General features: G+C 47.4%; 9 protein-coding genes. 3 read left to right on the top strand and 6 right to left on the bottom strand.

The annotated features are described in order from the left end of the window. Positions 1-7: 7 nt before the first annotated feature. From ABIE50_RS16770 to ABIE50_RS16750, 5 genes are all read right to left on the bottom strand, one after another. Positions 8-3,514 (bottom strand): TonB-dependent receptor, encoded by a 3,507-nt coding sequence (locus ABIE50_RS16770; RefSeq protein WP_209857463.1) that lies wholly within the window; start codon positions 3,512-3,514, stop codon positions 8-10. Between the two features lie 52 nt (positions 3,515-3,566). Then, a complete protein-coding gene (locus ABIE50_RS16765) occupies positions 3,567-4,580 on the bottom strand; it encodes a FecR family protein (protein WP_209857462.1) in 1,014 nt (337 codons plus the stop codon). A 282-nt stretch (positions 4,581-4,862) separates the two neighbouring features. Beyond that, positions 4,863-5,477, bottom strand: coding sequence for an RNA polymerase sigma-70 factor (locus ABIE50_RS16760; protein ID WP_209857461.1), 615 nt, complete (start codon positions 5,475-5,477; stop codon positions 4,863-4,865). Between the two features lie 372 nt (positions 5,478-5,849). Beyond that, positions 5,850-6,614 (bottom strand): LuxR C-terminal-related transcriptional regulator, encoded by a 765-nt coding sequence (locus ABIE50_RS16755; protein WP_209857460.1) that lies wholly within the window; start codon positions 6,612-6,614, stop codon positions 5,850-5,852. Positions 6,615-6,691: 77 nt separating this feature from the next. Beyond that, positions 6,692-6,994, bottom strand: coding sequence for a hypothetical protein (locus ABIE50_RS16750; protein WP_209857459.1), 303 nt, complete (start codon positions 6,992-6,994; stop codon positions 6,692-6,694). Between the two features lie 93 nt (positions 6,995-7,087). On the opposite strand from ABIE50_RS16750, the gene ABIE50_RS16745 reads away from it, so the two are divergent. Then, a complete protein-coding gene (locus tag ABIE50_RS16745; protein ID WP_209857458.1) occupies positions 7,088-8,233 on the top strand; it encodes a redoxin domain-containing protein in 1,146 nt (381 codons plus the stop codon). Between the two features lie 59 nt (positions 8,234-8,292). Then, positions 8,293-9,039 carry an XRE family transcriptional regulator gene (locus tag ABIE50_RS16740; protein WP_209857457.1) on the top strand — a complete coding sequence of 249 codons (747 nt, stop codon included), beginning with the start codon at positions 8,293-8,295 and terminating at the stop codon, positions 9,037-9,039. A 44-nt stretch (positions 9,040-9,083) separates the two neighbouring features. Here the strand turns inward: ABIE50_RS16740 and ABIE50_RS16735 are convergent, their stop codons facing one another. Then, entirely contained in the window at positions 9,084-9,587 is a 504-nt protein-coding gene (locus tag ABIE50_RS16735) for a hypothetical protein (protein WP_209857456.1), read from the bottom strand. A 459-nt stretch (positions 9,588-10,046) separates the two neighbouring features. Between ABIE50_RS16735 and ABIE50_RS16730 the strand changes: the two genes are divergently transcribed. Continuing rightward, complete coding sequence (locus ABIE50_RS16730) at positions 10,047-13,307, top strand: SusC/RagA family TonB-linked outer membrane protein (protein WP_209857455.1); 3,261 nt, start codon at positions 10,047-10,049, stop codon at positions 13,305-13,307. Positions 13,308-13,318: the final 11 nt, after the last annotated feature.

The raw sequence follows: 13,318 nt of genomic DNA, 5'->3' as shown, positions 1-13,318 counted from the left end.
TTAGGCATCAAAACTTAACATCCAGACCAAAAGCAAAAGTGGCCGCATTCGGGTAATTACGCCCTGCAATAGGGTTGTAATTAGACATGGACAACTTATCATCAAACTGTGTAAACTCAGGGTCTACTCCTATTTCACGGAAGCGTTTAGGCATGATCGTTATCAGGTTCTGGCTGGTAAAATATACCCGCACGCCCTGGATACGCGCCCTGTTCAGTAAAGATGCAGGCAGGTTGTAACCCAGCTGGAAATTTTTCAGTCGCAGGTATTTGGTATCAAACAACCAGTAATCTGAATAGGCGAAGTTGTTGGCATCGGCAGCGCCAATGGTTACACGCGGATAGGTAGCGCCGGGATTGGTAGGCGTCCAGCGGTCCAGGTGCTGTACCATTGCATGGTCTTCGTTGTTATGGAATGCTTCTACGATATCTCCTCTCAGGAATTGTGAGCGCTTGCCCACGCCCTGCCAGAACATAGTGAGGTCGAAGTTTTTCCAGCTCACGCTGTAGTTAAAGCCAAAAGTGTAACGGGGAAAAGGATTGCCAAACACGTAGCGGTCGTTTTCATCGATCACGCCATCCTTGTTACGGTCAATATACCTCACGTCTCCGGGCATCACCTGCTGGTTGTAGGCAAACGGTACTTTTGGCGCGTTCTTTATATCATCCAGGTTCTGGTATAAGCCATTGGATTTATAACCATAGTAAGAGGCAATAGGAAATCCTTCTTTAATGATAAAGGTTACATCAGAGCCACGTACAGATTCCTGGCCGAATTTAATCACCTTGTTCAGGTTATCAGCGAGGTTAAAACCGAAGTTATGGTGGAACTGACCGGTGGTAAGCCGGTAGTTGATAGCCAGCTCCCAGCCTTTATTATTTACCTTACCTACGTTTTCCAGCGGAGCGGCAGTACCTGCGGTTCCGGGAACCGTCTGGAAAAGATAGATCCCGTCGGTCGTCTTATTAAAATAATCGAAAGATGCTGTTAAGGCGCCTTTGAGAAAATCTGCATCAATACCATAGTTGCTCATGGTGGAAACTTCCCACTGCAACAGGTCGTTGTAAGTGGAGAAAGTAGCGCCAATTGCAGGTGTATTATTAAAGGAATAGCTGCCGGTAGTAAACGGAGAATTACGATCATCTGTTAGTCGTACCCTGGCCAGATAATTACCGCCGCCGATATTGGAGTTACCCACCTGTCCCCATGAATAGCGCAGTTTAAAGTTGCCGATACGGTCCTTTATTGTTTCCATAAAGGCTTCATCCGTTAAGCGCCATCCCAGTGAGAACGCCGGGAAGAACTGCCAGCGGTGGCCGGGGGCCAGCTTGGAAGAACCGTCGTAGCGCCAGGTTATTTCCGCGAGGTACTTATCATTATAGGCGTAGTTGAATCTTCCGAAAAGTGAATTCAGTGCATACAGGTTGGGATTGCTCATATCATTATAAGTACCTATATCCCTGTAATCGTAGGTGCCATCCGGTTTTGGAATATAGCCACCGCCAATAGACCAGTCGTTGTCCAGGTTAGTGGTTCCAAAACGATCCGCGCGGAAACCATAGCCTTCATCTATCGCATCGCTGCGCACACCTACCTGGCCTTTTACATAGTGCTTACCAAAAGTATTTTCATATTCTACGGTACCATATACGTTCGTGGTGAGGTCTTTGTACTCGGAGTTATGCATTTCATTATACAACGGCGGCGTAGCGGTGGTATAATAAGGAGCATAGTTAAACTTATTAATACGGTAAGCGGTGTTATCAATATTGTAATTACCGGAAGCATTCAGGTTGATCTTGAAATGATCTGCCGGTGTGATCACCACGTCAATTCCTCCCATCAGGTTATCTACGGTTCTTAAACGGTAGCCGCTTTCCGCCAGCAAAGCGATCACGCTGTTACTGGTCAATGGCGGTACCACCCAGTTGCCGAGGGAATCCTTTACAGCAGTTGTACGGGGCACACGCATTGCATCACGCATCAGGAAGCCGATATCAGATACCTGTGTGCGATAGGTAGAGCGGGTATAGGCCGCGTTACCGCTTACTTTTACATACTTGCTCAGATCTACGGATACGTTGAGGCGGGCGTTGTAACGTTTGTAGTAAAAGTCCTGCGGCACATATTTGTTCTGGAGCATATTGCCCTGGTCGAGATAGCCCAGTGAAAACAGGTAGCTGCTGGTTTTGCCGCCGCCGCTTAAACTTAAATTATGGCTTTGCTGCGGGGTATATTTGCGGAGCATTTCAGTAAGCATGGCTGGTTCTGAGCCGCGGTCGTGCCACGATTTAATATCTTCCGGCGTATACTGCGGCGTTTTGCCCGAGTTTACCAGCGCTTCATTTTTCAGCGTCATATACTGCCATGCCTCCATCTGCCGGGGCAGTGTGGTGGGCGTTTGCCAGCCGTACATACCATTGTAGGTAAGGGAAGGATGATCATCTTTTTTACCTTTTTTAGTGGTGATATAGATCACGCCGTTGGCCGCCTGTGAACCATAGATCGCTGCAGATGCAGCATCCTTCAGTACGGAAATAGACTCCACATCATAGGGGTTCAGGTTCTGTAACCCGTTACCTCCTGCCTGCACGCCGTCAATGATCACGAGCGGAGCGTTGCCGGTTAAGCTACCAACACCACGGATGTTCATGGTCATTGGCGCGCCCGGTTCAGCCGTATTTTGCTGCATGATGAGATTAGGCGCCTGGCCCTGCAATGCCTGGAACATATTCACTGCCGGCCTGCTGGTAATATCTTTTGAGTTAATGGTGCTGATGGAAGCCGTCACCTGTGTTTTCTTCTGCTGGCCATAAGCTGTCACCACAATCTCTCCAAGATCTTTGGAATCTACGTTCAGCATGGCAACAATGCTGGTTCTTCCGTTGATGGCTATTTCAGAAGACACATACCCTACGGAAGAAAACACCAGTGTGCCATTGGCGGCGCTGGCAGGGATCTTCAGCGTGTAGTTTCCTTCCACATTGGTTACTGTTCCGATGCTCATTCCCTTTACACGAACGTTCGCACCGGGAATGGTTTGCCCGTGATTATCCACTACACGGCCGGTGATGGTGATATCCTGCTGTTGCCCGATAGTGGTAGCGGCGCCACCATGTTTCAGGATGATTTTATTGGCGATGAACTCATAATTAATTTCCAGTGGCAGCAGGATCATCTGCAGCACATCATCCAGTTTATTATCTTTTACATTCAGGGATATTTTCTGCGCAGCTTTAATATCATCATTGGAATACACAAAAACCAGGGAAGTTTGCGCTTCTATTTTTTCCAGTACCGTTGCCAGGCTGGCATTGTCGACCTGTAAGCTGACCAGTTGGTTCATAGCCGGCGGTCTTTCCCGTTCCTTTGCCGGCTGATGTTGCACCTGCCGGCGCAACCCGGCTGCATAAGCCACCTGTGCATGCAGATCCAGCACGCTCAGCAGCGATAAGCAGATGATCAGCGACAGGAAAGGCGGACGAAAAGAAGGCTTGTATAATACCTTTCTCATAACGTAGTGGTGATTAAAAAATGAATAAATATTGGTGTTGGCTTGACGTTTATTATTCTCCTATAACAAGTGTTGAATCGGTAATACGGTAGTGGAATGCTTTTGATTTACTGAGGTAGTACATAATATCTTCCAGGGAGTTATTATGGAAAGCCCCGGTTAACCGGTACTGTTTTGGTGCGTTAGCTTCAAATATTACGCGCTTGTTGAAATTGCGTTGCAGGCTGGCGCCTATTTCCTCCAGGGTGGCGTTTCTGAAAATAAGTCGTCCTTCCGTCCAGGCCTTATCTTCCGACCCGATGGTATTGCCTTTGATCAGTGTGCCGCTGCTGGCGGTATAGGTGACCTTTACGTCTGGTGTAACGAGGATGGTATCGCTGATCTTCTTATTGTCTTCATAACGGGGAATGAAGGCCACTTTCCCGGTTACCACGGCGGTTTGCACCGGTTCATTCTCATAGGCCCGGATATTAAAGGAGGTGCCCAGTACTTTGATGGTGCCTTTTTTCAGGTGTATAATAAAAGGACGTTTGGCGTTTGTGGCCACATCAAAAAAAGCCTCTCCTTCCAGGAAGATCTCGCGGCTGCCGCCCCGGAACTTTTCCGGGTAGGTGATCATACTTTCCGCATTGAGCCAGATCTTGCTGCCATCGGCCAGTTCAATAAACGACCGGGTAGCTTTCCCGTTACTGCGTTTTACCCATTGTTCCCGTCCGGCATCCGGTGTTTTTCGTGTAGCGTTAAACAACCAGAAGACGCCAACCGGTAACAATATGGCAGCAGCAACAGCAGCTACCCATTTCCATCTCCCGGGCCTTTCGGGCTTCATCGGACGGATGTTAGTCGTTTGTTGTTTTATTTTAGACAGGGTTCGTTGCAGGGCCTGTTCTGTGCTTTCTGCCGACACCTGTAAGGGATCTTCAAAATAGTGATGGAGATGCTGGTATTTTTCTTTCAGTACCGGGTATTGTTCCAGCAGGGCCTCCAGCTCCGCCAGCTCTTCCCGTGTAGCTGCTCCCGCCAGTTTGCGGGTCACCAGTAGTACGAAATGATCTTCGTTTATCATAAAATGGAATCGTGTTCAGAGAGAAGGACAGGCAGCGGGGGGAAAACTACTTACAAGCGCGGAAAATATTTTTTTGCGGATTTTGTCCTGGAACACTGATTACGCTGATTTTGATGATTTCATTGATATTTTTTTAAGCGATTAAAAAAAAGAGATATAATTGGATACTTGCTTTTATCTCCTTTAATAATTATAAAAATCCAAAAAGTAAAGTCAAACTAATCATCAAAATCAGCGTAATCAGTGTTCCAAGACAAATTTCGCATCGCCGAAGGCGATCAGCTAATATAGCATCAGTGAAGATATAGCTATCAGGATGATCAGCGGCGGCAACACCCCTTTGTTTTTGCCCATAGCGCCCAGTCCTTCGTTCAGGCGCCGCATGGCGCGGAATAGCTGTGTTTCCACTGTGCGGGGGGAAATATTGAGGATTTCTGCCACCTCCTTATATTTGAAGCCGTCTTCCTTGATCAGCTGGAAAATGCGGCGGCATTGGGCCGGCAGTGAGGATACTATCTGGTCCATTTTAAAACGCATCTCTTTCCATTCCAGGTCACGCTCCAGGTCAATACTGTTGCGCAGGTCGGCGGTATCGGACCCGGAAAGCGGAACAATACGCAAATGGGAATATTGTTCGAGATAATTGAGTGAATGATTCTTTACCGCCACAAAAAGGTATACCTGCAGGTTTACTACGTTCTCCAGCTCACTGCGGCGGTTCCAGAGCTTTACAAATACATCGGATACTATTTCTTCCGCTGCTTCCCTTACATGTACATACCGGATACAGAAATGCAATAGGCGATCGTATAAATGACGGAATAAACGGGCAAAGGCCTGTTCATCATCATAACGTGCTATCTGCATCTGCCATTCACTAATCTCATCCATGGTCATGTATGCTAAAACGTTTTTGCTTAATGGACAAAAAAAACGAGAATCGGAGTTTCTCTTTTATTGTTCTGGTCGTTTACTGTGAATCTTTGGTTGATATCTTTTACAATAACAATGTTATAAAAAAAGATCAATATTACCAATTATCCCGCGGATTTTGTCTGACGCGGATTTTGTCTGACTCAGGATTAAACTGATTACGCTGATTACGCTGATTGGATTTTGTAATGATTTTAAAAGATTCGGGAGAAATAAGGAAAGTATCCGCTTAATCTCCCCAAATCAGTTTAAATCCAAAGTAATCAAATCAGCGTAATCAGCGTAATCAGTTTAATCCTGAGTCAGACAAAATCCGCGTCAGACAAAATCCGCGCGTTATACCCAGCCCTCCTTCACCGCCCGTACTACCAGTTCGGCGGCAGACTTAATGCCTGTTTTCTTCAGCATATTCTTACGGTGCTTATCTACTGTAAGCTTACTGATGTTTAAATGAATGGCAATCTCCCGGCTGGGCATACCATCCAGGACTAAACGGAGTATTTCCTTCTCTCTCCTGGTAAGCACTTCCCTGGCGGGCATAAACATCTTCCTGATCTTTACATTGGAAAAGGAAGGCTCCCCGTCAAGTCCTACAAAAGACAAGGTGGGGCTGCCGGTGGGCTTCAGGTGCGTAATATCGGTATGTACGCATAGGCTGCGCAGCACAGCGCCGGTTTCGTCATGCTGTATGCAGGTCGACTGCTGCAGCATCCGCACATATTCGCCATTGGCCTTACGCACCCGCAGGTCGTAACGAACTTTATACTTCAATACTTTCTCCGGCGGCAGCCGGGAAAAAAAATCAACCGCCGCCTGTTCAAACTCCAGGAAGCTGGCCACATCTTCCGGGTGAATACGCAACATCATCTCGGTAATAGAGCACTCGTCCGGAGTATATCCCAACACGTCGTATACGCAGGGATGCATATAATCCAGCTCTCCCCTTACTGCATTGAATATAAAATAATAGCACTCTCCCACCTGGAAAAAACTAAGTACCTTCTTATGGATCTCCATCTCCAGGGCCAGGTCAGGCGGATCGTTCCGCTCAGACAATATGTTCCAGACCTTCCTGGTTTCTTCATAAATGCGAATCTTCATGGTAAGGGGATATAATATAATTAAACCGTAAACAGTCCTGCCAATAATCGATCTGACAAACATCCCGTCAATACCGGTTAGCTCAGCAAATTAAAAGATACGAAAACAATTGTGATACTAATGCATATCAGTGCCACGAGAAATGTATAATCCGCTATTTGCTCCAGCCTTTCACTCGTTTTCCCATACCTGCTCTTCAATGATAAAAAAGATAACAGGCAGCTTGCCATCAGCAATATAGCCGCTATACCGGTACAATCATCTATAACGGTGGCATGATTAAACCCCGCTACTTTAATGGAGGTAAGCACTATCAGGCAAAAGCCCAGGAGATTGGTGGAAGTGTTCAGAATGTGCGGCGACTTACTTTGATTTGCCATAACCCTATTTTTTGTTAATCAGCTTTTAACAAAGCTTTGGTCATACAAATGAATATATTTTGTTGATAGTTTAGCTCTCATACAGCAGATCTTATGAAAAAAATAACACTTATAGCACTGTGTTTGCCCATATTCGTAAATGCCCAACCCGCCAGATATATACTGAACGGCAAGCTCACCAAACAGAACGGACCTGCAAAAATATACCTGAACAAAGTGGTGAATGAAGCCCTGGTAGTGGATTCTGCAGAAGTAAAAAACGGCGGATTCCGGTTTGAAGGGACGATAGACGGCCCTATGCGCGCCATGCTCATCCTGGACACCAAAGGCAGCGGCATGAATTTCATGGAGCTCCCTCCCGATGCTGATACCAGGATCTTTTACCTGGAAAAAGGAGATATCAAAGTGACTATAAACGGACGGGTAAGCAATGCCCGCATCTTCTCTCCCATCAACGATGAAGAAGATTATTTTAAAAAATCCATGAAGTCTGTTCTCAAATCGATCCGGCAGCTGTCAAAAGAATACAACAGGGCCTCCGCCGCGAAAAAAGAAGACAAAGGATTCCAGCAGCAACTGGCCCTGCGCTACCAGGTATCGCGTGAAGCGCAAAAGCTGCTCCAGCACAAATACATCGCGGAAAATCCCAATTCCTTCTACAGCCTCATGGCACTGGAAGAACTGGCCGGCCTGGATGTAAACCCTGATATGATAGAACCTATCTTCCTTAAATTATCGGAAGAAGTACGTAACACTCCCGAAGGCAAAGCCTTCGCCGCAGAAATTGCCCGGGCCAGGAACCTTACTGTAGGCTCAGATGCACCCGACTTTGAAGTACCGGATATGAACGGGAAAATGGTAAGGCTCTCCGATTTTAAAGGGAAAACCGTATTCCTCGATTTCTGGGCTTCCTGGTGCGAGCCCTGCAGACGCGAGCATCGCAAGATCCTGGAAGCCTATAAGCAATTCAAGGATAAAAACTTTACCATCATCAGCGTGGCGCTCGACCCTCCGGCCGACCGGAAATATTTACTGCAGGCAATTAAAGAAGATAGTATGGTATGGACCAACCTGGCCGATCCCAAAACAGACAGGAACCACGCCGCCAGGGTATATGGCGTGAAAGCCATCCCACAGAACTTCCTCATCGATTCTACCGGCATGATCTTTAATAAAGACCTTACCGGAGAATCTCTCTATCAGCAATTAAACAGTTTACTGAATAAACAGAATGAGTAAAAAAAACATACATTTGTTCTTATTAGTTATAAATACAATTTATTATAAATATATAATACATGGACAAACAGTCTCTTTTCTGGGCCGCTAATCTGAAATTATTACGGACACGAAAGAAGATCTCCCAGCAACATTTATCCGGCCTGCTGGGCCTGAACCGGAACAAGATCACTGCACAGGAAAGCGGTAAAACGCGCAATCCCCGGATGGAAGACCTGGTGCTGATTTCCGGCTATTTCAAAATAGACCTGGATGTTATGATAAAAACAGACCTGTCAAGCCTCACGGAAGAACAACTCCTGGAACTGGAAGCAGGAAATAGAACAGACCTAACAGGCAGGCATATACGTATACTTCCCATTACTGTAGACAATAGCAACGAGGAAAATATGGAATTTATACCTGCACGGGCCCGTGCAGGCTACCGCAGCGGCTTTAGTGATCCGGATTTTATTTCGGCACTGCCAAAGTTCTCCCTGCCAGACCTGCCCAGGGGCAAAACCATCCGTATGTTCCCCATTATCGGGAATTCCATGGAGCCCATCCCGGACGGCAGCCACGTTATTGCGCAATACCTGCAGGACTGGTCGCATTTAAAAGACAATACTGCCTGCGTCCTGGTACTGAAAGGCGGAGAAGAAGATATTGTTTTTAAAGTGGTAGTTAACCACATTAAACAGAACGGTACCCTATCACTTCATTCGCTGAACAGTGATTATGAGCCGTTCACTGTAGACATTGGAGAAGTGCTGGAGATATGGACCTTCATTGGTTTTGTCAGCAAACAGTTTCCGGATTTGAATTAAACAGAAAGGGAAGGCGGAGTGCCTTCCCTTTCTCAGGATCCATTTTACTTATAACTCTCCCGGAACACCTGCAAAGCCTGCTCCATCCTGGCTTTCAACTTCTCGCCCTGTGGCCCGTCGCCGGGCCTGGCAATATGAAAAAGCGCCAGCGTATTACTTTCCTTCAGCTCACGGCTGCCCTTTTCACTCTCTTCTATTTTTACCACCGCGCCTTCAAATTCCAACCCTATGTAATAGTCATAAAACACGCCTTTAATGGCGCTCACCGGCGCACTGAGGCGGTAAAGACTATAACTGGTTTCCACCGGGTAACGAAAGGTCACCGACAGGATCCCATCTTCGCTCACATGAAAGGAGGATTCAATTTTAGCGCCGGCCTCCGTGAGGTAAGATAACTCCGGCGGATATACGGAGGCGGCATCATTGAGCAGTTTAGTGAATACTGCGGCTGCTTTGGCCCTGCTCCCCGGGTTTGGGCCCTGCTGCGCAAAACTGTGGATACTGAAAATAGTCAGCAGTACGCTGATTAAAAAGTAGCGTTGTTTCATAGGTATAATTTCGGTACAGGCAATCTGTTTTACACTGTAAATATAATATTTTTAAGATATATATTCATCTGCCGGGAAAAATCCCCCCTTTGCCTGCCCACAGGGAGATACAGGCCGCCGCAAAGCCCGCTCTTTTTAAAATTGTTTACAATCTTTTAAATTTCATTAACAAGTTACTTTTCCCTTTCATACTAATTTCATCCTCACGTTCAAAGACCTGTGATTTGTTTAGAAAATCGATTTAGCAATATAAGTATTTTATCAGACCAAAATTCACTTAATAACAGCGGGGAGCATCATGTAAAACACGTTGCCCACCGGTAAGAGCAATATTTTATCAAACCAAAATTAGTCAACGTTTAGCATTATTGATTCCGGGCAAAATAGATCAACCAATATCATAATAACAACTGGATAATCAGCATACCAGTATCATTCATCAGTTTCAAATCAATTTACATGACTGTTAATTTTACACAAAACAGCCGTAACAGCGCTGTGATGTTATTAACGCTCTGCCTCACCTTCCTATGCCTGGGAGGTACCGCACAGGTAAAACCTGCTTCCACGCAGATCACTGTTTCAGGTACGGTAAAAGATGGCTCAGACGGAAACCCGCTGCCGGGTGTGTCTGTGAGCATTTCAGACAGCAAATCAGGCGCTATCACCGGGCCGGATGGCAGCTACACACTTAAAATGAACTCCGGCAGCACACTTACCTTCAGTATGCTGGGCTATCTTCCGAAATCAGTAACGGTAACGGAAGCCAATGCACACCTGAACATTACATTGCCGGTAGACAAAAAAGTACTGAAAGACGTAGTGGTGATCGGTTACCAGGAAACATCCCGCAAAACGGTAACGGCGGCGGTGACTTCTGTGAACCCCAAAGCCCTGCTGGATGTACCCGCGCCTACATTGGACGCATTGCTGCAGGGACGCGCCCCCGGCCTGGATGTACAGAACTACTCCGGTGAGCCCGGCGTAAGAAGCAACGTGGTAATGCGTGGTAATACCGCCGTAAGCCGCAACATCAACAGCGACTTTACCAGCAATGCCGGAAAAACAAGTCTGGCCCGCGCATTGAGCGGCCCGCTCTACGTGATCGACGGCGTACCGCAAACCACAGAAGATATTGCCGCCATCAGCTACGGCTCCGGTACCAATACGGATGTACTGGCCGGCATTTCCATCAACGATATCCAAAGCATCGATATCCTGAAAGATGCCTCTGCTGCCGCAATCTACGGATCAAGAGGCGCCGGCGGCGTTATCATCATCAAAACAAAAAGAGGGATCACCGGGAAACCAAAAATTGATTTTGCCACCTATCACGGCTTCACCGAAATGCCACAGCTGGATAAAGTGCTGATAGGCGCTGAAGAACGCCGCGCAAAAATGGAGCTGATCAATCACTATGGCAACTGGGGCACCCTGAAAAATATTCCGCAGGTGCTTACGGATAGCCTTAACCCTGCTTTCAACAATGCGAACGATTACCAGGGCGGTATGTATCAAACCGGCCGCGTAGATAACTACGACCTCTCCATTTCCGGTGGCAATAACCTGATCAACTACCGCTACGGCTTCAACTATTACAATGAAGAAGGCATTATCCGGAAATCCGGGCTGAAACGCTACAGCTTCAGCAGCAGCACAGGGCTGAACCTCTCCCCTAACCTGCAGATCAATACGCAGATCCGCTATTCAAAAATAGACCGTCCAAGATCCATCAACGATCTTTCCGGCGGATACGGTCCGTTTAACGGCGGGTACTACGCCTCCAGCGCACTGCCCACTTCCCTGCTTTATATGACGCAGGCCAACAAAGATTTTATCTTTGGTAACACTACCAGCGGCACCGATCAGAACAGCAACGATAACCTGTCTATCAGCCCTATCATCGACTGGAAGATCTCCAGTAAATTCAACTTCACCACGGTGATCTCCTTTACACAAACCAACAGCCGGATGGACTCCTATACGCCCGGCGCTGTGAGAAGAGACGGAACGGGTAAAGCTGTCAGTTTTGTAGATAAATCCAATAACTACTTAATGAGCAATACCCTCCAGTATACCACCACGTTTAATACCAATCACTCGCTGAACCTCCTGGCCGGGCAAAATACGGAGTACTGGGAATACCGCGCCACGCAGTCAAGTGCCATCGGTATCCCGAACGACCAGATCCGCACGGTAACTGTGCTCAATAAAAACCTGGCCGATACCCGTTCCGACCTGTTGCAGAGCGGTATTCAATCGCTGTTCCTGAGAGCGAACTATGGTTACAAGGAACGTTACCTCTTATCGGCCGTAATTACTGCCGATGCCTCTTCCCGCTTTGGTAAAAATAACCGCTGGGGCTACTTCCCCTCTGTATCCGGTGGTTGGGTGATCAGCGACGAGCCTGCCCTGAAATCCGCCAGCAGCTGGCTTACCCTCCTGAAGCTGCGCGCCAGCTATGGAGTAGCAGGCCGGCAACCGGATGGAGGCGACAACTACCTCTCCTATAATACTTACCGCGTAGGCGCCGGCGAATTTGCAGGCAGCACCAATCCTGCTACCGGTAGCAACTATGCCTTTGCATACAACGGCGTTCCCGCTGTATCGCTCGATTTCGACAAAGGGCTTACCAACAATAACCTGAGCTGGGAAAAGAGCACACAAAGCAACCTCGGTCTGGATGTAACTTTATACAACGGCCGTTTCAATATCGTGGCAGATGCTTACATTAAAAATACCAACGGCGGTATCTTTAACCTGAATGTACCGGTTACTACCGGTTACTCTATCCTCACCGCCAACGCTATTGGTATACGCAACACCGGTGTGGAACTGCAGCTCATTGCCAACATCCTGAAGCCATCTTCCAAATTCCAATGGCAGGCTTTACTGAACCTCGCCCATAACGATAACCTCATTACCTCCCTGCCAAACGGAGGCCGCGATATTTACCTGGATAAATACCTGCTCCGCCAGGGACAACCGCTGAACTCCTATAACGTGTTCAACAAAACAGGTATCTACTTTACAGATGCAGATGTGCCCATTAACAAGGCCACCGGCTTACCGCTCGTTTTCTATGGCTATCCTTTCAAAGGCGGAGACCCGATCTGGCAGGACTCCAACGGCGATGGCGTGCTTGATAATACCGACTATATACCAGCAGGCAACCCTAACCCCAAAGTAACCGGCGGTTTTGGCAATACCTTCAGCTACAAGAATTTCACACTGTATGTATTCTGTACTTTCACCGCAGGCCGTAAAGTGTTCAACGACTACCTCGCCGGGAAGCTCTCCCAGCTGGTGCCTACAGACGATGGCGATCCTGATCCGTATCACTCCCTTTCCACCCACTCCATGCCAGACCTGAGCAACATCAATTACTGGAGGAACCCGGGAGATAATGCACAGTATCCAAGTTTAAGCTCTGTAAACGGTACCCGCTATAAATACGCCATGGTGAGCTCTGCATGGATCGAAAGCGGCGCTTACTTCCGCGTGAAAAATGTGTCGCTCTCCTACTCCTTCAACCAAAGCGTATTGGATAAGATCCATTTCAGACGTTTAAGGATCTATGCGCTGGCCGACAACCTGTTCATCCTGAAACAATCCAGGAATATCCCTGATCCTGAACAGGTAGATGCCTTTGGCGTATACAGCGGCAGTGGTTATCCTATTCCCAGGAAGTTCACACTGGGTCTGGATCTTAGCCTTTAACCATCAAAACG

It is taken from the genome of Chitinophaga sp. OAE865 (genome assembly GCF_040546735.1).
Taxonomy (GTDB): Bacteria; Bacteroidota; Bacteroidia; order Chitinophagales; family Chitinophagaceae; genus Chitinophaga; species Chitinophaga polysaccharea_A.
Note: the sequence above shows the minus strand (reverse complement) of the source record. Positions and strands in the feature narration are given on the sequence as shown.